Origin of the sequence: Enterococcus sp. 9E7_DIV0242 (assembly GCF_002140975.2) — a bacterium.
GTDB classification, from domain to species: Bacteria; Bacillota; Bacilli; order Lactobacillales; family Enterococcaceae; genus Enterococcus_L; species Enterococcus_L clewellii.
Window position 1 is genome coordinate 3,601,215 of sequence record NZ_CP147247.1, and the last position, 23,923, is coordinate 3,625,137.

Annotated in this window: 19 protein-coding genes; 17 read left to right on the plus strand and 2 right to left on the minus strand. The window is 41.3% G+C overall.

All coding sequences use genetic code 11. From position 1 onward, the window contains the following. The first annotated feature begins 27 nt into the window (after positions 1 to 27). From A5888_RS16945 to A5888_RS17025, 17 genes are all read left to right on the plus strand, one after another. Complete coding sequence (locus A5888_RS16945; RefSeq protein WP_086350682.1) at positions 28 to 1,302, plus strand: ABC transporter substrate-binding protein; 1,275 nt, start codon at positions 28 to 30, stop codon at positions 1,300 to 1,302. A gap of 201 nt (positions 1,303 to 1,503) precedes the next feature. Further along, positions 1,504 to 2,400, plus strand: a complete 897-nt coding sequence (locus A5888_RS16950) for a carbohydrate ABC transporter permease (RefSeq protein ID WP_086350683.1) — start codon at positions 1,504 to 1,506, stop codon at positions 2,398 to 2,400. Positions 2,401 to 2,412: 12 nt separating this feature from the next. After that, on the plus strand, positions 2,413 to 3,276 hold the full coding sequence (locus A5888_RS16955; RefSeq protein ID WP_139843907.1) for a carbohydrate ABC transporter permease: 864 nt from the start codon (positions 2,413 to 2,415) through the stop codon (positions 3,274 to 3,276). 10 nt (positions 3,277 to 3,286) lie between these two features. Next, positions 3,287 to 3,856, plus strand: coding sequence for a DUF624 domain-containing protein (locus A5888_RS16960; protein ID WP_086350792.1), 570 nt, complete (start codon positions 3,287 to 3,289; stop codon positions 3,854 to 3,856). After that, positions 3,853 to 5,373: an alpha-N-arabinofuranosidase gene (locus A5888_RS16965; RefSeq protein ID WP_086350684.1), complete on the plus strand. Its 1,521-nt coding sequence runs from the start codon at positions 3,853 to 3,855 to the stop codon at positions 5,371 to 5,373. Before A5888_RS16960 ends, A5888_RS16965 begins: the two co-directional genes overlap by 4 nt. A 9-nt stretch (positions 5,374 to 5,382) precedes the next feature. Continuing rightward, positions 5,383 to 6,351 (plus strand): family 43 glycosylhydrolase, encoded by a 969-nt coding sequence (locus A5888_RS16970; RefSeq protein WP_086350685.1) that lies wholly within the window; start codon positions 5,383 to 5,385, stop codon positions 6,349 to 6,351. A 12-nt stretch (positions 6,352 to 6,363) separates the two neighbouring features. Then, entirely contained in the window at positions 6,364 to 7,812 is a 1,449-nt protein-coding gene (locus A5888_RS16975; protein WP_086350686.1) for an alpha-N-arabinofuranosidase, read from the plus strand. Continuing rightward, positions 7,813 to 8,049, plus strand: coding sequence for a DUF6171 family protein (locus A5888_RS16980; RefSeq protein ID WP_086350687.1), 237 nt, complete (start codon positions 7,813 to 7,815; stop codon positions 8,047 to 8,049). It begins immediately after the preceding gene. Positions 8,050 to 8,190: 141 nt separating this feature from the next. Then, positions 8,191 to 9,792, plus strand: coding sequence for a xylulokinase (locus A5888_RS16985; protein WP_086350688.1), 1,602 nt, complete (start codon positions 8,191 to 8,193; stop codon positions 9,790 to 9,792). Between the two features lie 42 nt (positions 9,793 to 9,834). After that, entirely contained in the window at positions 9,835 to 10,530 is a 696-nt protein-coding gene (locus tag A5888_RS16990) for an L-ribulose-5-phosphate 4-epimerase (RefSeq protein WP_086350689.1), read from the plus strand. Positions 10,531 to 10,655: 125 nt separating this feature from the next. Beyond that, a complete protein-coding gene (gene araA / locus A5888_RS16995; RefSeq protein WP_086350690.1) occupies positions 10,656 to 12,080 on the plus strand; it encodes an L-arabinose isomerase in 1,425 nt (474 codons plus the stop codon). Positions 12,081 to 12,271: 191 nt separating this feature from the next. Beyond that, on the plus strand, positions 12,272 to 13,300 hold the full coding sequence (locus A5888_RS17000) for an aldose epimerase family protein (protein WP_086350691.1): 1,029 nt from the start codon (positions 12,272 to 12,274) through the stop codon (positions 13,298 to 13,300). Positions 13,301 to 14,051: 751 nt separating this feature from the next. Further along, entirely contained in the window at positions 14,052 to 15,572 is a 1,521-nt protein-coding gene (locus A5888_RS17005) for a glucosyltransferase domain-containing protein (protein ID WP_170924918.1), read from the plus strand. Positions 15,573 to 15,784: 212 nt separating this feature from the next. After that, the gene (locus A5888_RS17010; RefSeq protein ID WP_086351171.1) at positions 15,785 to 16,006 is read left to right on the plus strand and encodes a hypothetical protein; all 222 of its coding nucleotides are present in this window, start codon (positions 15,785 to 15,787) and stop codon (positions 16,004 to 16,006) included. A 187-nt stretch (positions 16,007 to 16,193) separates the two neighbouring features. Continuing rightward, positions 16,194 to 17,477, plus strand: coding sequence for a serine hydrolase domain-containing protein (locus A5888_RS17015; RefSeq protein WP_086351170.1), 1,284 nt, complete (start codon positions 16,194 to 16,196; stop codon positions 17,475 to 17,477). 125 nt (positions 17,478 to 17,602) lie between these two features. After that, entirely contained in the window at positions 17,603 to 18,139 is a 537-nt protein-coding gene (locus A5888_RS17020) for an NAD(P)H-dependent oxidoreductase (RefSeq protein WP_339101748.1), read from the plus strand. Between the two features lie 264 nt (positions 18,140 to 18,403). Continuing rightward, the gene (locus A5888_RS17025) at positions 18,404 to 21,079 is read left to right on the plus strand and encodes a cation-translocating P-type ATPase (protein WP_086350693.1); all 2,676 of its coding nucleotides are present in this window, start codon (positions 18,404 to 18,406) and stop codon (positions 21,077 to 21,079) included. 627 nt (positions 21,080 to 21,706) lie between these two features. On the opposite strand, the gene A5888_RS17030 is transcribed toward A5888_RS17025, so the two are convergent. Both A5888_RS17030 and A5888_RS17035 read right to left on the minus strand, forming a co-directional pair. After that, positions 21,707 to 22,321, minus strand: coding sequence for a DUF6273 domain-containing protein (locus A5888_RS17030; RefSeq protein ID WP_086350694.1), 615 nt, complete (start codon positions 22,319 to 22,321; stop codon positions 21,707 to 21,709). A 34-nt stretch (positions 22,322 to 22,355) separates the two neighbouring features. Beyond that, the gene (locus A5888_RS17035) at positions 22,356 to 23,363 is read right to left on the minus strand and encodes a MerR family transcriptional regulator (protein ID WP_086350695.1); all 1,008 of its coding nucleotides are present in this window, start codon (positions 23,361 to 23,363) and stop codon (positions 22,356 to 22,358) included. Positions 23,364 to 23,923 lie beyond the last annotated feature (560 nt).

The following is a 23,923-nucleotide window of genomic DNA, read 5'->3' on the forward strand; positions in this document are numbered from 1 at the left end:
ACAAGAAAATTCAAGGGGGATTTCCAAATGAGATTTAAAAAACTTTTATTAGGGTCAATGGCACTTGCCTCAGCAGGACTACTGGCAGCGTGCGGGGGAGGTAAATCAGCTTCCGAAGGTGATTCAGGAGATGCAGTCACGTTGACTTTCTGGAACGGTTTTACTGCTTCGGATGGTGAAATATTGCAAGATATCGTAGATGATTTCAATAAGAGCAACGATAAGAATATCACAGTTGAAATGGATGTGATGACTTGGGCAAACTTGAATGAAAAACTGCCGCCGGCAATCTCATCTAAAACAGCACCGGATTTCATTGCATTGAATTATGCGGATTTTGCCCAATATGTAGAAAATGGCGCAGTCCAAACATTGGATGATTTTTGGAAATATGACGGAGTAGATAAATCAGACTTCACCGAAACGGCGGTCGATTTAGGTGTAGTCAATGAACAACAATACTTTATCCCGATGCAGGTACAGGGGATGTACATGTATTGGAACAAGGATTTATTTGAAAAAGCCGGACTGGACACGGCAGAGCCGCCAAGAACATGGGAACAGTTGACAGAGATGGCTCCGAAGCTGACAGACAGCGGTGCGAATGTATCAGGCTTTGTTTTTAATAAGGATGGTACTGCACCTCTATATAACTGGATGCTTGCGAATGGTGGAAAGCTAGTTAGTGATGATTATACAAAATCAGAGTTTGATTCTCCTGAAAATTTAGCAACCTTAAAAGCGATTCAAAAAATGATTCATGTCGACAAAACTGGACCGGAATCTATTTCCGGAGCTGAAATGGATAACTTGATGAATGCCGGACAATTAGCAATCGAGCTGAATGGCCCTTGGCTGAACAATGGATTGAAAGCCAATGAAATCAATTACAGTGTGACGACCCTACCTCAAGCAACAGAGGATGGTGAAAAATCAGCAATCCTTGACGGTGTAGGTTATGCGATCCCTGCAAGTACAGACAGCAATAAGAAGGAAGCAATTTATGAGTTCCTGAAATACTGGAATACGACTGAAATTGGTAAAAAATGGAGTGTGGAAAATGGCTTCCCTGCCTATCTAAACTCTGTAGCAGAAGATGATGAAGTGAAGAATAACGAAATCGTTTCTGAACTTTCAAAACAAATGGACTATGCAGAACCATTCTTACCGGGCTTCGCAAAAATTGCGGCTATTAATAATGACATCATCAACCCGTTGATTGAAAAATTATTGGCAGGCGATGATCCGGAAAAATTGATGAAGGATGCTGACAAAGCAATCAATGACTTGTTGAGTCAATAAGCTTTATGCTTTGTCCCGTTAAATAATGAGAAGCGAGACAGGAGTACTTGGACAGTTTTGAATAATAGGTGAGTGTTTGTGCAGGACCCAGAGTACTTCGAGGATCGGAGGACAGAGAACTGTCCTGCATGAAAGGATTATTCCAAGCGAAAGACTCCTGTCTCTGTTTTATTCATAATCTTTTAAAGAGAGGTGTACACGTTGAAATCATTAGCCAGATATTGGAACAGACCCAGTCGAGCAGCCTATCTGTTTTTAGCACCATCCTTTTTGATTCTTTTAATGTTTACGGTTGTTCCATTGTTAGGAACCTTTGCCATCAGCTTTACTGATTTGAATATTTTCTTTACAAATCGAAATATCGTTGGTCTCGATAATTTTATGCGCATCTTCAGCGACGAACGAGCAATCAATTCACTGATACATACCCTATATTTCACGATACTGGAAACACCTTTGCAGATTATTGTCGGCCTATTTGCGGCTGTGATTCTGTCAAAAAATACCAGATTCAACAGATTTTGCCGATCTACTTTCTATATACCGGTCATCTGTTCCTTGACCTCTATAGCCATTATATTCTCCATGCTGCTGGACCCGAATGTCGGCGCTATTCCTTACCTGTTTTCTCAAGTAGGTTTGCCGATCCCTCAGTTTTTCAGAGATCCTACCTTGGCAATGCCAACTGTGGCAATCATGACTGTGTGGAAAAACTTTGGGGTAACGATGACGATCCTGTTGACAGCGATTCAAGGGATTTCACCGTCACTTTATGAGTCTGCTGAGATGGATGGTGCCACGAATCGTCAACAGTTTTTCAATATCACGTTGCCGCAAATCGTCCCTTCACTGGGTTTTTGTATATTGACGAATTTGATTGGTTCAATGCAGGTATTTGACCAAGTGTATGTAGCAACTGCCGGAGGTCCGCAGTTCAAGACAGAGACGGCTGTACAGTATATCTACAGTCGTGGGTTTACGGCGCCGTATGAACTTGGCTATGCTTCAGCGCTGTCGTCCATTTTATTCGTGATCATTGCGGCGATAGCAATTTCTACCAATCTGTATATGTCGCGTAAAGAAAAACAAATGAAGTAGGAGGGAAAACGAATGGTAACGGAAAGTACACTTGTAACGGTAGAGAAAAAACGAAAAAAAGTCAGTGTGAAAAAAGTTCTGAGTACGATTGGCATGATTTTGGTCCTGTTGATTATTGCCTTTCCTTTTCTTTGGCTGATCATCTCCTCCTTCAAATATGAGAAGGATATCATATCTTTTCCACCGAAAATTTTTGCAGATAACTATACATTGGATAACTATATTAAGGTCTGGTCAACGATCCCGTTGCTGGACTATATCAAAAATACAGTGATCTTTGCTGGCGGTACAGTGATCACCTCGATTTTCTTTGACTCACTGGCAGGCTATGCCTTTGCTCGGATGCACTTCAAAGGAAAATCTGCGTTGTTCTATTTTGTTCTGCTAACCATGATGATTCCGTTTCAGGTCTTCATGATCCCGTTATTCATCGAGGTCAATTTATTGGGAATGCTGGATACGTATGCCGGATTGATCATTCCAAGAATGACGACAGCTTTTGGGATTTTCATGATGCGTTCTTTCTTTATTACATTACCGGCTTCTTTGGAAGAAGCGGCACGAATCGATGGCTTGAATGAATTTGGTATCTTCTGGAAGATCATGCTGCCTTTGAGCAAGCCGACATTACTTTCATTGGCGATCTTCACATTGATGAATAGCTGGAATGACTTACTGTATCCGCTGATTCTAACAAGTAGTTCTAAAATGCGGACGCTGCCAGCCGGATTAGCGCTGTTCTCAGGGCAGAACATTTCGTTTTATGGACCGGTTATGGCAGGAACGGTGATTTCTATGCTGCCATTGTTGATCATCTACATTTTTGCACAGAAATACTTTGTTCAAGGAACCGCAATGTCAGGCATGAAGGAATAGGGTGAGCGCAATGAAATTGGTTGAAACGAAAATCTATGCACAGCTGATCGTACTTTCAGATTATCTGTTACTTGGTCTGCTTTGGGTGATTGCTTCTTTACCGATCGTGACCCTTGTGCCGGCATCAACAGCTGTTCTGTATGTGATGAAGCAGTGGCAGGGCGGAACGACCGGAAGTATTTTTTATCACTTTTTCACTGGGATCAAAAAGCATCTGGTTGTTAACATGTTGCTGAGTGCTCTGACCGTGGCTATTCTTGCTGCCGCGAATCTATTGTTGCAGGAAAACAGCCAGTTGTTGCTGATCAGCGGCTATGTTGTTTCTATTATCTATTTGATGTTTTTACTTTCGTGGATCGATAATTGCAGTCAGTCAGAAAAGCAATCCGCTTTTCGACTATTTGAACAAAGCTCGCTAGATGTAGTGGTTGCATTTGCAGGAAATTTGCTGGGCACGATCCTGATTGTTCTTTTTACACTATTGGTCTTTTTGTTTCCGCCATTTATTTTCCTCTTTGCCGGGGCTGTGTGGAAACTGCTCCAGCTTATACTATCTAGAAAGCGCAGGGTGATCGAATGAATGAATCAAGAATAAAAATACGGCAAGATTTTTTGGTTGGCGACATCAGCCCCAGACTTTTTGGCTCGTTTGTTGAGCATATGGGTAGTGTTGTCTATACAGGAATCTATGAGCCGGGACATCCCGAAGCAGATGAAAATGGCTTTCGCTTAGATGTTCTTAAGTTGATTAAAGAGTTGAATTTGGGCGTGATTCGCTACCCCGGTGGGAATTTTACTTCTGGCTATGATTGGCTTGATACGATTGGTCCGGTAGAAAATCGCCCTAAAAAAATCGATTTGGCCTGGCGCGGTATCGAACCGAACACCTTTGGCATCCACGAATTTTTTGAGTGGCTGCAGCATACACAAGCAGAGCCGATCTTTACTGTTAACCTTGGAACGAAAGGGATCGACGATGCACGGAACATCGTTGAGTATTGCAATTTTCCGAAGGATTCTTATTGGAGCGATTTGCGCAGGGAAAATGGCAAGGAAGAACCATTTGGCATCAAGCTCTGGTGTCTGGGGAATGAATTGGATGGCCCTTGGCAAATAGGTGCAAAAAGTGCCTATGAATATGGACGATTGGCAAATGAGGCATCGAAGGTCATGAAGTTGGTAGACGATTCAATTGAAACGATCTTAGTCGGCAGCTCAACACCACGACTTGCGAGTTATCCAGAGTGGGATCGAATCGCGCTGGAACAAGCCTATGAAACGGTGGATTATCTGGCGTTGCATAATTATATCGATAAGTACGACGAAGATGATTTGACGAAGCCGCCGAAAAATGAGCGGGATGATACGCCGATTTACTTAGCGAAATCGTATCGTTTTGATCGTCAGATCGAAGAGGTCGTTGCCGCCTGTGATTATGTAAAGGGGTCTCTACGAAGTGAGAAAACCATGTATCTGGCTTTTGATGAATGGAATGTTCATTCTCAACCGGAAAAAATGCATGAAGATTTTCAGGTAGGAAGTCCAATCGACTGGTGCTACTTTACAATGGAGGATGCGCTTTTGTTCGGCTCATTGGGTTTGTCGATTTTACGACATGCGGATCGAGTGAAAATTGCCTGTCAGTCCTTGCTGGTCAATACGATTCCGTTGATTTTAACGGATGCTGAGGGCAAAGCTTGGTGTAACCCGACCTACCATATCATGGCTCACCTTTCGAATTATGCGAAAGGAAAGGTTCTGAGACAAACCTTTGAAGGTCCAACCTATGATTGTGAAAAAATAAAAAACGTTCCATTTGTGGATAGTGTGATCGTTGAAAACGAGGATGAGTTGGTCGTGTTTCTTGTAAATAGACGAGATCAAGCCCAGACAGTCAGCTTGGATCATGACTTTGACTTAGTAGAACATGGCGAGCATATTGTACTGAAAAGCGATCAGCTTTCAGATAAAAATTTGCGGGAAACACCAGACAAAATCGTTCCTGAAACCAAGAATATCACGTTTTTAGAAAAGCAACGACTGGTTGTTTCCGTTGAAAAGTATTCATGGAATGTAATCAAAATAAAAAAGGGTTGAGGAAGGCTTATGACAGAAAAGACGACATATAAAAATCCAATTGTTATCGAGCGGGCAGACCCGTGGATCTATAAGCATACAGATGGCTTTTACTATTTTACCGGTTCGCTGCCTGGCTATCAGGCAATTGAGCTGCGAAGAGCAAAAAGTATCAACGAGCTTGAAGAAGGAGAACGAGTGCTTGTCTGGCATGCGCCGGAGACAGGCTTAATGAGCGAGCTGATCTGGGCACCGGAAATCCATTATATCAATAATCGGTGGTATATCTATTTTGCAGCTAGTGATGATGCACAGCTGCGGGATCGGCACCACCACCATCGGATGTTTGTGATCGAGAATAAAAACGTCGATCCAATGAATACGGAGTGGATCGAAAAAGGACAGCTGGTAACAAAATTTGACAGCTTCAGCTTGGACGGCACCGCCTTTCAGCACAAAGGGAAGCTCTATTACGTCTGGGCGCAACAGGACCCGCGTATTCCGGGAAATTCGAATCTCTATATTTCTGAAATGGAGAACCCTTGGACCTTGAAGGGCGAGCAAGTGCTTTTGTCGATACCGGAATATGCCTGGGAAAAAATCGGTTTTTCTGTGAATGAGGGTGCAGCAGTACTTATCAGAAATGGTAAGGTGTTTATCACCTATTCAGGAAGTGCAACCGATGAAAATTATGCGATGGGGCTATTATGGGCGGATGAAGAGGCAGATTTGCTGGACGGGTATTCTTGGCATAAGTTGTCCGAACCTGTTTTTGTGACATCGGAGAAAAACGGTCAGTTTGGACCGGGGCATAATTCGTTTACTAAGAGTGAGAACGGAGAAGAGGATGTATTGATTTACCATGCTCGTCCGGAAAAGAACAAAGCGGGCGATCCGCTGGATAACCCGAATAGACATGCCAATGCGCAAGTTTTTTCTTGGGATGAAAACGGCTTTCCGGTGTTTGGTGAACCTATAGGCTATACAAAAACGATCTAAGCGGGTGAACAGATGATAAACATAGTGGATCAAAAAACAGGACCGATGATCAGCAGGTATATTTACGGGCATTTTGCTGAGCATTTGGGACGCTGTATCTATGATGGGCTTTATGTTGGGAAGGATTCGAGTATTCCGAATAAAAATGGCATGCGAACAGATGTGGTGGAAGCGTTGAAGGCCATTCAGATCCCTGTATTAAGGTGGCCAGGTGGCTGCTTTGCGGACGAATACCATTGGAAAGATGGGATTGGCGCGATTGAGGAACGCAAGAAAATCGTCAATACCCATTGGGGCGGTGTGACAGAGACCAATCACTTCGGAACACATGAATTTTTTGAGCTGATCGATCAATTAGGCTGCGACGCATATATCAATGGTAATGTCGGCAGTGGAACGGTTCAGGAGATGCAAGAATGGGTCGAGTATATGACGATGGCCGGTGAATCACCTATGTCAAGTCTCCGCCGTGAAAATGGCAGAGAGGAGCCTTGGGCGGTCAAGTTTTTCGGTGTCGGCAATGAATCGTGGGGCTGCGGCGGCAATATGCGGCCGCACTATTATGCGGATTTATATCGTCAATACCAGACCTATGTACGTCAGTATGACAAAGAAAAAATTTATAAGATCGCTTGTGGCCCGAATGTGGACGATTATGAATGGATGGAAGAGGTCATGAAGAGTGCCGCACCATTTATGGATGGGATCAGCTTACATCACTATGCCTTGACTGGTGCTTGGGAGGAAAAAGGTCCGGCCTTGAATTTTGTCGAAGAGCATTGGTGGTCGCTGATTGAAAGTGCGGAGAAAATGAATGAACTGATCACGAAGCATACTACGATCATGGATAAATATGATCCGGAAAAACGAATAGGACTGATTATTGATGAGTGGGGTTCTTGGTTGGCGGTCGAGCCGGGAACAAATCCAGGATTTCTTTATCAGCAAAATACAATTCGTGATGCTATGGTAGCAGCTATTACCTTGAATATTTTCCATGCGCATGCAGAGCGGGTACAGATGGCGAATATTGCCCAAACGGTAAATGTACTCCAAGCAATGCTTTTGACAGAAGGCGCTGCAATGGTAAAAACACCGACTTACCACGTATTCGATTTGTATCAGGTTCATCAGGATGCTCAGTATGTAGATAGTTATGGTCAAGGGAGTAAGAACCTCTCCTATACGATTTCCAAAAAGGGCAATCAGTTGAACCTCTCTATCTGCAATTATGCACTTGAAGGCAACCAGCGCATCGACTTTCAGCTAGAATCATTGGTAAAAGGAGTCCAGTCGAGTCGCTACATATGTGGAGAAAAGATGGATAGCCACAATGATTTTGAGCATCCGGAGGACATTGTGATTATTCCGTTTTCCGATTATAAAGTGGATGGACGTGTGCTAACTGTAATGATTCCGGCTAAAGCTGTTTTGACGATTCAGCTGGAGCTGGCAGATTAAATGGGCTGCGTTCGTTGTGAGCAGCAGCAGGCAGCACAAGCAGTGGACGTTGAGCAATTGATCATGGAACAGCTTGCGTTAGAGCCTATGATTGTATCAGCGGAGATAAGGCAGCAGCGAATGAATTGTTGTGAGAGCTGTTCTATGCGTGTCAACGATACCTGCACAGGCTGCGGCTGCTATTATAAGTTCAGAGCATCGCTACCTTCAAAAAGGTGTCCAATCGGCAATTGGTAGTTATTTTTAAAAGTACGTACAAATGTTTTTTAAATCAATTTACATGTACGTACAAAAATGCTATAATTCTTCTTGAAGGAAACATTCTTTCAAGGAGAATTTTTTTTAGGAACAATTGAAAACGTATACAGGAGGATCGATATGGATACGAAAACAGCAAAAGAGTCGGTTATTCAGGGAAAAACATCACTGGGAATCGAGCTTGGCTCAACGCGAATCAAGGCAGTGCTGATCGATGAAAAGCAGCAGCCTATCGCTTCGGGGAGTCATGAGTGGGAAAATCAATTGATCGATGGTATTTGGACATACAGCTTAGAGGAAATCTGGAACGGATTACAAACTAGTTATCAGGCGTTGAAGGTAGATGTTCGAGAAAAGTTTGATACGGAATTAACGAAAATCGGCGCGATCGGGTTTAGTGCAATGATGCATGGCTATATGGCATTTGATCAGTCTGGCGAATTACTGGTTCCTTTTCGCACGTGGCGAAATTCAATTACCGCTGATGCTGAAAAAGAACTGACTGAGCTGTTTCATTACAACATTCCACAGCGTTGGAGTATTGCTCATTTGTATCAAGCGATTTTAAATCAGGAAACACATGTTAAGGATGTTGCGTTCTTTACAACATTAGCCGGCTATGTCCATTGGCAGCTGACGGGTAAGAAAGTACTGGGCGTTGGTGATGCTTCCGGAATGTTTCCGATTGATCCAAAAATAAGAAATTATGATGAACAGATGCTTGCTATTTTTGATCAAAAAGTGGCGGAGCATCAGTACCCTTGGCAACTAAAACAGATTTTACCAGAGGTGTTGGTTGCCGGAGAAGCTGCCGGGATATTGACCGCAGAAGGTGCTAAGCTACTTGATCCATCAGGTAGTCTGGAAGCAGGGATTCCACTGTGTCCGCCGGAAGGGGATGCCGGAACTGGGATGGCGGCGACGAACAGTGTAGCCGTACGGACAGGGAATGTTTCTGCCGGTACTTCTGTTTTTGCGATGATCGTCTTAGAAAAAGAACTGAAAAAGGTTCATCCGGAGTTAGATATGGTAACCACGCCAGCTGGCGATCTTGTAGCGATGGTTCATGCAAATAACTGTTCTTCAGATATCAATGCGTGGGTCAATATTTTCCGAGAATTTGCAAAAGCAAGTGGTTTTGAAATCAGTACTGAAAAGCTATATGAAGTACTGTTCCGACAAGCGTTGACGGGTGATCCGGATTGTGGCGGCTTATTGTCTTATGGCTATTTCTCAGGAGAGAATATCACACATATGCCGGAAGGTCGTCCCTTATTTGTACGGACACCTGACAGCAACTTCAATTTAGCTAATTTTATGCGTGTTCATTTATTCTCTGCCTTTGGTGCTTTGCATATGGGAATGGAAATTCTTGTTGAGGAAGAACGGGTAGCGATCGATAAGGTACTGGGACATGGCGGTATTTTCAAAACAGAAGGTGTGGCACAGAAAATTCTGGCGGCAGCGATGAATACCCCTGTTTCTTTGATGGAAACGGCTGGCGAAGGTGGTGCTTGGGGGATTGCTTTACTAGCCGATTATTTACAGCACGCTACATCTGATTTGAGCTTAGCTGATTATTTAGATCAACAAGTATTTGGGCAAAATGAAGGCGTTGAAGTAGCGCCTGATCCAGCTGATGTTGAAGGCTTCAATCTTTTCATGAAGCGATATGAAGCGGGTCTGCCGATTGAAAAAGCAGCAATTGAATTTTTGAATTAGGTCAATAAAGTCTCGTTAGTAATGAAACAAGGAGGGAACCAAATGCTGGAAGCATTGAAGGAAGAAGTTTTTTACGCCAATCTGGAACTGCCAAAACAAGGACTGATCAAATATACGTGGGGCAATGTCAGTGGAATCGATCGGGAAAAAGGCTTGTTTGTTATCAAGCCATCCGGGGTTGATTATGAAACGTTGAAGCCGGCAGATATGGTGGTCTGTGATTTAGAAGGTAACGTGGTTGAAGGAGCAATGAATCCTTCGTCCGATACACCGACCCATGCTGTTCTTTATAAAAAGTATAGTGAAATTGGTGGAATCGTCCATACTCATTCGACTTGGGCGACGATTTGGGCCCAGGCTGGATTGGATGTGCCAGCGATGGGGACGACCCATGCAGATACATTTTACGGCAGCGTTCCATGTGCGCGTTTTCTTACGCAAGAAGAAATCGATAACGGGTACGAGAAAGAAACAGGAAATGTCATTATTGAGACCTTTGAAAAACGCAGGATCGATCCAATGGAAGTTCCGGGTGTTCTCCTACACGGGCATGGGCCATTTACATGGGGAAAAACAGCGGACAGCGCAGTGATGAATGCAGTCGTTTTAGATGAGGTTTGCAAGATGAATCTTTTCGCTCGTCAGTTGAATCATTTTTCAGAAGAGCTGCCTCAGCGAATTTTAGATAAACACTATTTACGTAAGCATGGCAAGGATGCCTATTACGGACAAAAATAGACAACGAAAACAGGAAAAACAGTCAGCACAAATCATTGCTTAGACCAACAATCAAAAACAGTTGGCAGAAGATAAGGACGACCGTTGACTTAAAAAAGAACCCCATAATAGAAAGGAAGAAAGAGATGTTAACAATCGATCAGAAAGAATTTTGGTTTGTAGTAGGTTCGCAACACTTATATGGAGAAGAAGCGTTACAGGAAGTACGAGCGCACGCAGAGGAAATGGTCAAATCTTTGAACGACAGTGGCACTTTACCTTACCCAATCAAACTACAGGAGTTAGCTGTGACTCCGGACACCATCACGAAAATCATGAAAGAGGTCAACTATCGGGATGAAGTAGCGGGTGTGATCACTTGGATGCATACATTTTCACCTGCGAAAATGTGGATACGAGGAACAAAATTATTACAAAAACCGCTCCTTCATTTGGCGACACAATACAATGAAAGTATTCCGTGGCAAACGATCGATATGGACTTTATGAACTTGAATCAGGCGGCACATGGAGATCGAGAGTACGGTTTTATCAATGCCCGTTTGAAAAAACAAAACAAAGTAGTGATTGGTTATTGGAAACGCTCAGAGGTTCAAAAGCAAATTGCTGAATGGATGGATGTAGCGGTTGCCTTCAATGAAAGCTTCAATATCAAGGTTGCTCGTTTCGGTGATAATATGCGAAATGTGGCCGTGACTGAAGGTGACAAAGTGGAAGCTCAGATTCAATTTGGCTGGGTTGTTGATTATTACGGTATCGGTGATTTAGTGCAATATGTAGATGCGGTCAAAGAGGAAGAAATCGATGCGCTGTTCGAAGAATACAAAGAAGTATATGACTTCGACTATGGTGATTATGCACAGGATAAATGGGAAGCCCATGTCAAGGTTCAGGCTCGTCAGGAAATCGGGATACGTCGTTTCCTTGAAGCAGGTAACTATAATGCATTCAGCTCAAACTTTGAAGACCTGTACGGCATGCAGCAGCTGCCGGGATTGGCTGTCCAACGTTTGATGGCAGAAGGTTATGGTTTTGCCGGTGAGGGTGACTGGAAAACAGCAGCAATCGACCGTTTGATGAAGGTTATGGCTAGAAATGAAAATACTGGCTTTATGGAAGATTACACCTATGAGATGGCTGCTGGACAAGAAGCAATTCTTCAATCACATATGATGGAGGTCGATCCAAGCTTAGCAAATAATAAACCGAAAATCGTTGTTTCACCGCTTTCTATGGGTGATCGCGAAGATCCGGCACGCTTGGTATTTGATGGAAAAGCAGGAGCGGGCGTCGTTGTTTCTATGGCAGATTTTGGCACACACTACAAACTGTTGATCAATGAGGTTGATCTGTTTGAACCAACAGAAGCGGCACCGAAATTACCGGTAGCACGTGTGATGTGGAAACCGAAACCAGATTTCCATGAGGGAATCAAATCGTGGATCGAAACAGGTGGTGGTCACCATACTGTTGTGTCCTTGAATCTGACATCCGATCAGATCGAAACATGGGCGAAGTTGGTTGATTTGGAATATGTAACAATCAAATAGCTTTAACAATGGCGGGGATGTTCGGTGATAGACGGATACCCCGTCATTTTTTATATAGAAGGGAAAGGAAGAGCGGCTGTGCAAAGTGCCAAATTTGATACAGCAACTTGTCTAAGGCGATTGGTTGGTTAAGCCCTTTCATTTCTTTTTGTTGTATAATTACCTTAGTAAAAAGAGAGAGGACGGAAAATATGGAAATCATCAAAAAATCATTCGGTAAGAATGCCCAATTGTTTATCCTGAAAAATGATAGAGGAACAGAGTTGGCTGTGTCAGACCAAGGTGCTCGTGTCGTGTCCTTAAAAGTTATGGTGGATGGGGAACTGCGTGAGACGATTTTAGGTTTTGACTCAGCAGAGGAATATCTGGAAAAAGATCCATACATCGGTTCATCTGTTGGTCGGTTCGCAGGAAGGATCAAACACGGAAAGTTTTCAATCGATGGTGACGAATACCAAGTAACGATCGATCCTGAAACAGGGCATAATCTTCATGGCGGCTACGGCTTTGATAAATATACTTGGCAAGCCTCAGAAGAGGTAAAACAAGACCGCGTATCTGTCATTTTTACTTTAGAAAGTAAAGATGCGGATCAAGGCTTCCCTGGCAATCTGTCAGTAACAGTCAAGTACAGTTTAACTAGTGAGAATGAATGGGTCATCCATTATTCTGCGACAACAGATAAAGCGACGATTTATAACCCAACAAATCATGTCTATTTCAATTTGACAGGTGACCCCTCTCAAGCAATCGATGATCATATCCTACAAATGAATGCCGATCGCTATGTAGAAGTGACAGGAGAGGTTATTCCGACAGGAAAGCTTGTTGAAGTAGAAGGAACAGTCTTTGACTTTACCAAAGGCAAAAAAATGTCAGAACTTTTCGCAGGCGTTGCTTCTGAATCAAGTGGTATCGATGGCTTGGACCATCCGTTTATTTTAACGACTGAAGCCCCTCAAGCGACATTGATTTCTCCTGATAAGAGAGTGACGATTGAAATGACCACAGATGCACCATCCGTGGTGGTCTTCACTGCTAACTTTGGCGCTGGAGGTCCGGAGTTGCATGGGAAGAAGCTTGCTGATCACGGTGGAATCACAATGGAAACACAAGTACCGCCTGGCGTAACAGATTATCCTGAATGGGGTGATGTGGTTCTGAGACCGGGAGAAGTTTTTGAAAGCGAAACAGTTTTTAAAGTGCTTGTGGAAGAGTAAAGTACCCTGTTTTCAGCAAGATTATATTATGAAAAAGTGCAGAACCGTGAGACTATTAAAAATCTCACGGTTTTTATTGAGAAAAAAATTGAAAATGGAAATTTTTTTCGGAAGGAATGATATGATATTCATCTGAAAAAATCCTAGTTGAATATTTTAACTGAAAATCATTAAGAAAAAAGTAAAGACCTTACGTTCCTTTTAGTTTTTGAAAAGAATGGGATATTCGTCTTTTTTAATTGTATATATTTTGTCTTTTTTACAAGAGTAAAAACTTGTTATAAAAGGCATACTTATTTTTTCTTTGTTTTTTTATCAGATAGACGTAGCATGACTTTATTTTCAAAGAAAATAACTATTTTTTTGAGTAATGACTATAATTTGTAAGAAGTCAATAGTATACTTATGAGATAATAGAACGGATTCCCGAACAGTTATTATTTCAATAATAGGACATGCCTGAAGAAATCTAGTGATGAATATCTTTATGGTCATTATGGATTTCATCATCAGAAAAGAGAGTTTCGTAGAACTAGTTTACTTTTATTAAAATGCAAATACCTTTGATCTTTTCAGGATTCTCTAGTTGATTTTCTGAAAGTATAATAAAAAAAGGAAAAATAGAGAAGGAGGGAAGCTATTTTTATGAAATCAATGCCTTGGTTTTGTTGGGTGCTTTTTAGGTGTGATTTCGTTAGCTCAGAATGTATGTAGTCTCTGATTCATTATGTTGTTGGAAAAAGGAGAAAGTATGAACAAAAAAAATTTAAAGGAAAGAACAAGTCTCGGATTGTTTTTAACAGAAAAGAAATTTTATGCATTGTTTTGCTTCTTGATCATCGCACTCACCTATTGGCCTAAAATTGTATTTGAAAATTATTCTATCGATACGGAAGATTTTATAGCTAATGGTAAAGAAAATGGCTTCATGCAATGGTTATCTATTGGTCGTTATGGGTTGTTTCTGATGAAACAATTTATTACCGGCTATGAGTTAAATATAAGGGTTGCCAATGTTGTGACATATACTATTTTATGTGTAATAGTGATTTATTTAGGCTACATATTTTTTCAAGTTTGTGGTGGGCTGTCCGCTTCGGAGCTAAGTGTTATTCCGTTATTGTTCAGTACCTCAGCTATTTTACTTGAGCAGTTCAACTTTGTTTTACAAAGTGTGGAAGTTGCATTTTCTTACTTGCTCATTTTTTTATCTGTCCATTTGATTTATTTGTCAACTGAAAGAAAAAATGGCGCATATTTAATAGGCAGTGTGCTTTTTTGTGTTATGGGCTTCTCTGTGTATCCCTCGAACTATGTCGCATTTGTCGCTTTTTCTATCATGGTGATTCTGTGTTTGCTGATCAATATGGCGCAGCTTAGTTTTACACAATACTTGATTTTTATTTCGCCATACGTAGTAGTTTTTGTTGTCAGTCTTATTTTGAATAATCTTCTATTTCAGTTGTTTCTTACTCTTTATGATGCGCCTAAAATAGATTATGTAGAATCAGGAATTATTTGGGGTAAAAAACCTCTTGGAAAGATCTTTGAAGGGATGGGGACTGAACTTGAAAAAATTTATCTTTCTCCTAATAATGTGTATTATACGTATGCATTACCTTTAGGAATCATTCTAACGATTTTTCTGTTACTTACCAGAACTAAAAATCGATTATGGCTAATGTTTTCAGCCTTAGGATTATTGCTTGTAAGTAATGCCAATATCTTTGTTCTCGGTCAAATTGGACCTGTGCGTACATTGGCTCCTGTTCTACCGCTGTTTACAGCATTTCTCTATCTTTTTGTATCTCATCGGATATCAAAATGGCCTGTTAAAGTAGCTGTTTTTTGTTTCGCGATATTCTTTGGGGGTATACAGATGAAGCAAACCAATCATTTTGGCATACAGGAAAAGAACAAATTTCAAGAAGAGGTAGCGTATGTTCAACAAATAACGGATAAACTAAAAAATCAAGGAGTAACCGATCTATCGGCGTATAAATTAGTTGCTTTGGGTGCAAAACATTTTCCTGTGGATGATGAAGATTACCAAGGCGATGTGCTGGGAAAAAGCTTTTTTGAATGGGATCATGGGTCGTCTATTGGTTCAAGCGGTCGAATCGGAGGATTCCTCAACACTTTAGGATATAAGGTACAGAAAATTAATGCAAAGGATTATAAAAAGGCACAACAGAACGTGCAGGAGCAGCCGATGCAAGTAGATGACGTAAGGGTAGTTGATGATTTGATTATCATAAAAATAAGTGGTTAATAAGTAGTAAATTTAGGCATGCGAATCAGCATGTCTTTTTTTATTGGGCTACATATCCTTCCTGTGATAATAGTCATGCAACAGAATATAATAATTATTGAATTCTTGAAATGAATGATAAAATACTTTGAAGTTGAAAAACTAGTTTTTAAGTTTGTTTTATATTGCATTTATCTATTTGCTATCTTAAACTAAATAAAAGGGGTGTTTTTATGGCATATCATACGTATGAATTTTTGCGAAAACGTCGAAATGAACCTAAATGGCGGGACGCCTATCTGGCTGCAAGAAACAAACGGATTATTCTATTTTTGGTAATGGGGAATTTACTATTTTGGGGTGCTATTGCATGGAGATACATTGAGAACAACGACATAGATATCATGAGTTATATTGAAAAAATGAAACAGGCGATTACGAATGTTTTAGAATAGCTATTTTTATAAAGTGCTGGAAAGATTTCAATAGCAGAGTAAAGTGATGATAGTATATGAGGATTCGATTTAGTAATGAATACTATAAGAATTTTGAGGTATATAAAACCGGGAGATTATTAAAATCTCTCGGTTTTTCGGCTTTGTTTCAAAGGGTGTGTTATGCTAGTAAAGAGGAGCTGAGGATATGGCATATATTGATTCGTTAAATGAATACTTAGAGTTTTACGATAAAAATGGCTATTTACAAGGGAATCTTCTGGTTTTAGACAAGGGAAAACCGATTATTCAGAAAAGTTATGGGCAGGCATCGATTGAATGCGGTATTGAAAATAGCTTGAAAACAAAATTTATGATTGGTTCTTTAACAAAGGCGTTCACTTCTATGTTGGTTTTTATTCTTCAAGAGGAGAAAAAGCTGAATATCAATGATTCGATACAACAGTATATACGTGATTTTTCAGATAGTTCGCAAACAACTATCTATCATTGCTTGACCTGCACAACAGGGATTCCTGACTTTACATCATGCCCTGATTTTTGGGATAAGGACATGCGACTGACTAAAACTCTAGATGAGATGATTGATTGGATCGATAAGCAAGAACGATTGTTTGAAGTGGGGACACAACATGCCTATTCTTCTTCTGATTATCTTGTATTGACGAAAATCATCGAAATTGTTACCGAACTCTCTTATGAAAAGGCTTTACAGCGGTATATTTTGGAGCCATTGGGGATGGCAGACTCAGGGTGCCTGAATGAGCAAGAAATTGTTCGTGGTTTAGCGGATAGTTATAGCTATTGGGGGTCAGAAATCAAGACGGTCAAGACCAATCTATCCTTTCCGTTAGGGGCGTATGGCATGTATTCTACGCTTTCAGATTTACAAATTTGGAATCAAGCGGTACAGGAAAATCAATTGATTGGTGAAGACAGTGCGCTGAAAATGTTTGAACCGTTTCAGGAAACCTATGCCTGCGGCTGGGATATTGGGCTTCTAATGGGTCAAAAATACCGACAGCATATGGGAATCATTGATGGCTTTTTCAGTTCGATCAAGCAATTTCCGGAAAAGGAATTTACTGTGATATTCCTGAGCAATCAAGCAGTATTACCTGTAACAGCTATTACAAAGCAACTAGCTGAGATTCGTTTTGGGAAGAAATATACGGCACCAATAGAAACACCCGCAGTATTATCAAGCGAACTGCGAGAGGAATTGGTTGGTAAATACGTTGCAGAAAATAATAGTGGTTCTTTTGAAATCATCTTGGAAAATGGCACTCTTTATTTACAGATAGCTAAAAGATATGATGTCTTGTATAAGTTTGGGTTGTCCTTGCTTGAATCGGCATCAGGCTCTCGTTTTCTTCGAGCAGATAAAATCGATGAGACGTTGAGAATAACCAAGAATGCGTTGATTTATAAGGATGTAGATGGGGTTCTGTCTCAATTTCGAAAAGTATAATATCAAGCAACTTTACTTTTTAATTCATTCACTTATTTTTAGTAAGCATATTATTTTACTTACTAAAAATAAGTGTGTATAGTAAGGCTATACTAAAAAATTAAAAAAGTAAGGGAGCAATTATCATGAAATTTGGGATTATCTTAGGAAGTACAAGAGAAGGACGCGTAAGTCCACAGGTTGGAGCATACATAAAGAAAATTGCGGGTGAACATTCTGAGCATGACTTTGAAATTGTTGATGTGAAAGAATACGATTTACCATTTTTAGGTACAGGTACACCAAATCCAGCCTGGAATAAAAAAATCGATGAATTAGATGGCTATGTATTTGTCGTTCAAGAATACAACCATGGAATGGCGGCTTCTTTGAAGAACGCTTTAGACAGCGCACGTGACGAATGGTTCAACAAGGCAGCTGGAATCGTCAGCTATGGTTCAGGTGGCGGAATCCGTGCGGCAGAACAGCTTCGCATGGTATTAGCTGAACAAAAGATAGCGGATGTGCGTACCAATCCAGCATTCAACTTATTCACTGATTTTGAAAACTTCTCAACCTTCAATCCGGGTGCACATATGGAAGCTGGTGTGACGGACATGCTGAATGAGCTGATCGAGTGGTCTAAAGCGTTTGAAACGATTCGTGAAACGGCAGCTGTTTAATTTTAGTAAATCTCTTGCAAAATGACATCTGTTCAGTTAAACTGTTTATCAATCAGATATTTCCCTTGGGGGAGTAACCAGCAGCAAATTTTGTTGCGATAATATCAACAGTAAGTCAATCATGAAAATGGTTTTCTGGTATTATATGAAATGGTGAGACCTAAGACAAGTAGCTTTTCTCTTGTCTTAGGTCTCTTTTTTACTTAAGATGAGGGAAAGACACTGGAGATATCAGAGATGTAAATACATTGGAGGGTCATAGAAGTGGAAGAAAAACAGGAGAGTCAAAAAAGTAGGACTTACAAGCAAAGTATCACAGAGGTATTTAAAGAAACAAAGAGTACTGAAAATGGTCTCTCGTCAGCAGATGCTGCAGAACGTCTAAGAACAAACGGCTACAATCAATTGGCAGAAAAGAAAAAGAAATCCAGCTTGCAGCTGTTTCTTGAAACATTCAAGGATGCGATGGTTATTGTCTTGCTGATCGTTGCTGTTGTTCAGATGGTTATGGGTGCTTATGTTGAATCATTAGTCATTTTTATCGTACTACTGATGAACTCAGTCGTTAGTGTGATTCAGACGAAAAAAGCAGAGGGCTCCTTAGAAGCTTTGAAAAATTTGTCAGCGCCCGATGCACGTGTCATCCGTGATGGCAAAGAACAGACCATTGCGGCAAAAGATTTAGTAGTCGGTGACGTATTTTCCTTAGAAGCTGGGGATTATGTGCCAGCGGATGGTCGTCTCCTAGAAGCGAGTTCATTGAAGGTCGATGAAGGGATGCTTACAGGTGAATCGACATCAGCTGAAAAAGAAGTGACGGAGATTGAAGGGACAGTGCCTGTTGGCGATCGAGTGAATATGGTTCATAGCGGAACGATTGTTACCTATGGTCGAGCGAAGGTTTTAGTTACGGCGGTTGCCGGACAAACCGAAATCGGTCAGGTTGCCGGTTTACTGGAATCGACAGATGAGCACAAAACACCTTTACAAAAAGGGTTGGACAGCTTTAGTAAAAAGCTAAGTTTGGCAATTTTAGCTCTCTCCTTAGTTATTTTGGGGATTCAGTTGGCTCGTTTGTTTATGGGTGACCAATCAGGCGATATGACGGAAAGTGTCGTGCAAGCCTTCATGTTTGCTGTAGCAGTAGCCGTAGCGGCTATTCCAGAAGCCTTGCAGTCTATCGTGACGATCGTATTGTCTATTGGAACAAAAACGATGGCGAAAAAGAATGCGATCATTCGTAAGCTTCCGGCAGTAGAAACCTTAGGGTCAACCAGTATTATTTGTACAGATAAAACAGGAACCTTGACGCAAAATAAGATGACGGTCGTTGACTACTATCTGCCAAATGGCGAAACGGGTGACTTTAATCAAGAGCCGTCTAGCTGGTCGCTGGGGGAAAAACGGTTAGTGGAGATCAATGTATTGGTAAACGATGCAATTATTGCAGAGGATGGCAGTAAGCTGGGTGATCCTACTGAGGTAGCGTTGATCGATTTTAGTGAAGCCAATAATCAAAGCTATCGTGAGATTCGTGAGACGTACCCACGTCAAAATGAGCTTCCTTTCGATTCAGATCGTAAACTGATGTCGACAGTACATGAAATTGATGGCGAACGACTACTGATGACAAAAGGTGGTCCGGATATTGTGTTTGATCGCTGTGACCGAGTTTTGCTAGATGGTGAAGTGGTACCGATGACTGAAGCACTTCGTCAAAAGTACCAAGAACAAAACGAGCTATTTTCTACTCGTGCTTTGCGTGTACTGGCATTTGGCTATAAACCGTTGGATCAACAGGAAATTACGTTTGATGATGAAAATGGGTTGATATTTGCTGGTCTTGTTGCGATGATCGATCCGCCGAGAGAAGAGGTCTTTCAGGCGATTGAAGAAGCGCATTCAGCCGGAATCAAGACGATCATGATTACTGGTGATCATAAGACGACAGCGGTAGCGATTGCTAAAGAAATCGGGATTTTTAAAGAGGGTGACATGGCATTGACTGGTACAGAGCTTGATGAGTTGAGTGAACCACAGCTTGTCGACGTGTTGAAAAAAGTCAGTGTGTATGCACGTGTTTCTCCTGAGAATAAAATCAGAATTGTGCGCGCATGGCAAACGATGGGGCACATTTCAGCGATGACAGGTGACGGTGTGAACGATGCACCGGCTCTGAAACAAGCAGATATCGGTATCGCAATGGGAACCGGTACAGACGTTGCGAAAGATGCGGCAGCGATGGTTCTGACCGATGATAACTTTGTTTCGATCGTTAGTGCTGTAGAAGTTGGTCGAAATGTCTTTGATAACATCAAAAAATCAATTGCTTATCTGTTTGCCGGAAACCTGGGAGCAATCATTTCGATCATCTTTGCCTTGATCGCTGACTGGTCTAATCCATTTACTGCGCTTCAACTGCTGTTCATTAACCTAGTCAATGACTCGTTACCGGCAATTGCATTAGGGATGGAGAAAGGCGAACCAACGATCATGAAACGTCAGCCACGTGATCCGAATGCGGGTATTTTTACTGGGAATACCTTGATTTCAGTGACGTATCGGGGCATCTTGATTGCGGTAGCTGTAATTGTTGCACAATGGCTTGGTATGCAGCATTCTGCTGAAATGGGTGTAGCAATGTCCTTCTCAACATTGATTTGGTGTCGTACGCTTCAAACAATGCCGGCTCGTTCAAATACGCAGACAGCCCTACAAGCTGGGTTCTTCTCGAATCAAATGGTCTTACTGGCTATGTTGGTTTGTGCGGTTTTATATAGTGTTACGTTGATTCCGGGCTTGAGAGAAGTCTTTGCTATTCCAGCGGCCTTTGGCTTAGAACAAATCATGATTTGTATTGGGTTAGCTCTGGGCGCAACAGTCTTGATGGAAGCAACAAAACTGATTTTAGTGGCGTTCAAAAAAGAAGGCGCTGAATAAGAGCGTCGTAAATAGCCAAAAAGAAGGAAGAGGTTGGGACCGAAGTGTTCAGCTTCAAGCACCAGGTAGGTACTTTTCATCATCTGTTCTGCTCGAAAGAGCAGTCACAGTGATTCTAAGCAATAAGGCGGAATTCACGAAAATGACAAGAAACACGGAATGTTTCATTCCGATGTTGATTGATTCCTACTTGGTGCATCATCACAAATTTTTGTTGACCAAGTAGGTATTGTTCATCATCTATTTTGCGTACAAACTAGTGATTCTCAACAATTTCGACTTATTGTCGAAGAGCCTTGAAACACAGTGGTTTACCACTGATGCATTCTCGCTTGTGGCTCGTCGCAGTTTAGGGCCTACGAGTGTTGAGCGGACATCGACGCAGCTCGCTGCTAGTAGTTGCTGCCTCTGCGGTTACTCGAGGCAAAGCAGGACACTTGGACCGCTTTTCTGTCCCACCGTTTATTCGGTTTTAGGTGTATAGAGGTGTGTGGGATTGAGTTATGTCCCACATCCTACCACTTTATTAGGTAAGTAAAAGTGATCGATAGACACTGTTCCCCTTATTGTATTAGACAATGGAAGGAGCAGGTAAATCGATCACTTATTTTGTGTTGAACAGCTAGGCTACGGATGCTTTAACCATAAAGTTGGACGGACACCGCCCGTACAACGACCATCACTGATATTACCTTTTAAGATATTGTTTCCTTGAATGCCTATGTTTCCATCTGTCCCATGAATGTAGGCAGCCTTTACATTTACACGACCGGGAGAGCGCAGCCACCACCATTCACCGTCTTTGTCCAATAGCTTGGCTAGCCGCTTGCTGTTATTCGGGTCCTTTCTTTGAAACCAGTAACGCTGATTTTTTCCTGGCCGATAGAGGTTTGTGCTGCTGTCACCGAAATACATACAAGCAACTTCTTCAAGGCTTAACAAGAAAATATGATCTTCTGTCTCTTCACCACCTGTTGTGTTATACCATTCGTTATTCGGATTTTTATTGGTGACCGGAAGGATTCTAGCTTTATCGGCCTCACTGAAGGCATCGTAAAAGGAACCATTCAAATAGCTTCGTAATGCACAGCCTGCCCATGTTATTTCTGTATAGGCATCGTGATACGAGCGTTGTTCAATGATCGTATCAGTAATGAGCAAGAGGGCATCCTTTTTGTTATCTAGTATTTGCCATGTAAATCCACCAAAATTCAAGCTGGAACCGATTGTGTATTCTTTCATCTTACACCTCACTTTTCTTTCCAATAATCGTAGCCTATTTTTCTCGTATAGGAAAGAGCAAATCGAGCTGTAAACGATTCATATCAGAGTGATGTGTTTGGATGAAATTATAGAAATTTAACGTTTCCTCAAAGCCTTGGCCATAAACCGTTTCAGGCGATTCCCAACGAGGCGATCCCCAGTCGTTTTCATATAGCTCGCTTGTCTCCACCCATTCTTTAAGCCAACGCCAATCCGAAAAATCCCAAGAACGAAGGACATGAGCTGCATACAGGCCGCCGCTAAATGCTCGTTTCACGAGTGGTGCCGGTATGTCCAGATCATCTGGAACAGATACCCACGTTTCGTATCTATGCGAACCTTCCCCTACGGCAGTAGCACCTTCAGAACAATCGAAGCCAAAGCTTCGAGCATCAGGTTTCAATGTCAATAAATCCGTGTCAGCGATAAATTGACTGATCATCCCTGCCGTTTTCCCCTCACAGCCTTCTCCTGAGGCATAAGCTGCTGCAATCGTCATTGGTGGCAAATAAATAATACGGACATCCTTATCCTCTAGCTTGTTTAATTTTTCGCTTGCTGTGTTCAAATCATTCATGGATGGTTCCTCCTTTGATTTTTTTAATTGATTATCTGAAAAGGAAAGTGAGTTTACTGCAGAAAGCAGTGCCTCATCGCCAAGCAACTTTAGTTTTACATCAGCTTTTTCCTTTATCTCCTTTGTGAAGCGTTCTAAGATGTCTTTTACTGTAGAAAGCGCTGTGATTTCTTTATCGAGTTGATCGATATTTTGTCTGAAAATTTCAACAGTCTGAATCGCATCAGAATTGTTGAGTATATGGATGATTTGTTTTACCGGAATCCGTAATTTACGTAGTAAGATGATTTGTTGTAATCGAAGGATGGTTTGCTCGTCATAAACACGATAGGCATATCCTTCCTTTCTTTGGCTTTCCAGTAAACCTACTTGCTCATAATAGCGCAGCATTCTTGTGGATACCCTATATTCCTTTGATACCTGACTGACTTTTTTTAGTTCCATACTCAACCTCATCTCTTTTTCTTTCATTCCATCATAAAGTACGACATGGTGTTTGTGTCAAGACGTTTTCATTTTTTCAAACTATTAGGATTATAAAAATATAAGGAGTTTCCAACAGAAAATTTACTGTTTCGATACGGTGAGTTACCAGTGAAGTTCGTGTAGCTTTTCTTAATGTCTAGCTTCACGAGTTAGACTTTTCGGTAAATAGATAAATCCATTGCAAAGATAAAGAGCATCTTTGAATGGATTTCCTAATTTACTTAAAGTCTGATCAAACTCGTGTAGCTTTTCTTAATGTCTAGCTCCACGAGTTAGACTTTTCGGTAAATAGATAAATTCATTGCAAAGATAAAGAGCATCTTTGAATGGATTTCCTAATTTACTTAAAGTCTGATCAAACTCGTGTAGCTTTTCTTATAGGTATAAAGATTGTATAAAGAAAAATGAAAAACCTTGAGACCGTCTTTAGATGGCAGATGTTATTCTTTTTGAAAGAAGGAGCTGGATAGCATGGAAATCTTTTTAGGCATGATCGGTATAGCAACAATGGTGTATTT

Coding starts and splice junctions, on each gene's coding strand:
- A5888_RS16945 (WP_086350682.1), top strand. CDS start 28: ATGAGATTTAAAAAACTTTTATTAGGGTCAATGGCACTTGCCTCAGCA.
- A5888_RS16955 (WP_139843907.1), top strand. CDS start 2,413: ATGGTAACGGAAAGTACACTTGTAACGGTAGAGAAAAAACGAAAAAAA.
- A5888_RS16960 (WP_086350792.1), top strand. CDS start 3,287: ATGAAATTGGTTGAAACGAAAATCTATGCACAGCTGATCGTACTTTCA.
- A5888_RS16965 (WP_086350684.1), top strand. CDS start 3,853: ATGAATGAATCAAGAATAAAAATACGGCAAGATTTTTTGGTTGGCGAC.
- A5888_RS16970 (WP_086350685.1), top strand. CDS start 5,383: ATGACAGAAAAGACGACATATAAAAATCCAATTGTTATCGAGCGGGCA.
- A5888_RS16975 (WP_086350686.1), top strand. CDS start 6,364: ATGATAAACATAGTGGATCAAAAAACAGGACCGATGATCAGCAGGTAT.
- A5888_RS16980 (WP_086350687.1), top strand. CDS start 7,813: ATGGGCTGCGTTCGTTGTGAGCAGCAGCAGGCAGCACAAGCAGTGGAC.
- A5888_RS16985 (WP_086350688.1), top strand. CDS start 8,191: ATGGATACGAAAACAGCAAAAGAGTCGGTTATTCAGGGAAAAACATCA.
- A5888_RS16990 (WP_086350689.1), top strand. CDS start 9,835: ATGCTGGAAGCATTGAAGGAAGAAGTTTTTTACGCCAATCTGGAACTG.
- araA (WP_086350690.1), top strand. CDS start 10,656: ATGTTAACAATCGATCAGAAAGAATTTTGGTTTGTAGTAGGTTCGCAA.
- A5888_RS17000 (WP_086350691.1), top strand. CDS start 12,272: ATGGAAATCATCAAAAAATCATTCGGTAAGAATGCCCAATTGTTTATC.
- A5888_RS17005 (WP_170924918.1), top strand. CDS start 14,052: ATGAACAAAAAAAATTTAAAGGAAAGAACAAGTCTCGGATTGTTTTTA.
- A5888_RS17010 (WP_086351171.1), top strand. CDS start 15,785: ATGGCATATCATACGTATGAATTTTTGCGAAAACGTCGAAATGAACCT.
- A5888_RS17015 (WP_086351170.1), top strand. CDS start 16,194: ATGGCATATATTGATTCGTTAAATGAATACTTAGAGTTTTACGATAAA.
- A5888_RS17020 (WP_339101748.1), top strand. CDS start 17,603: ATGAAATTTGGGATTATCTTAGGAAGTACAAGAGAAGGACGCGTAAGT.
- A5888_RS17030 (WP_086350694.1), bottom strand. CDS start 22,321: ATGAAAGAATACACAATCGGTTCCAGCTTGAATTTTGGTGGATTTACA.
- A5888_RS17035 (WP_086350695.1), bottom strand. CDS start 23,363: ATGGAACTAAAAAAAGTCAGTCAGGTATCAAAGGAATATAGGGTATCC.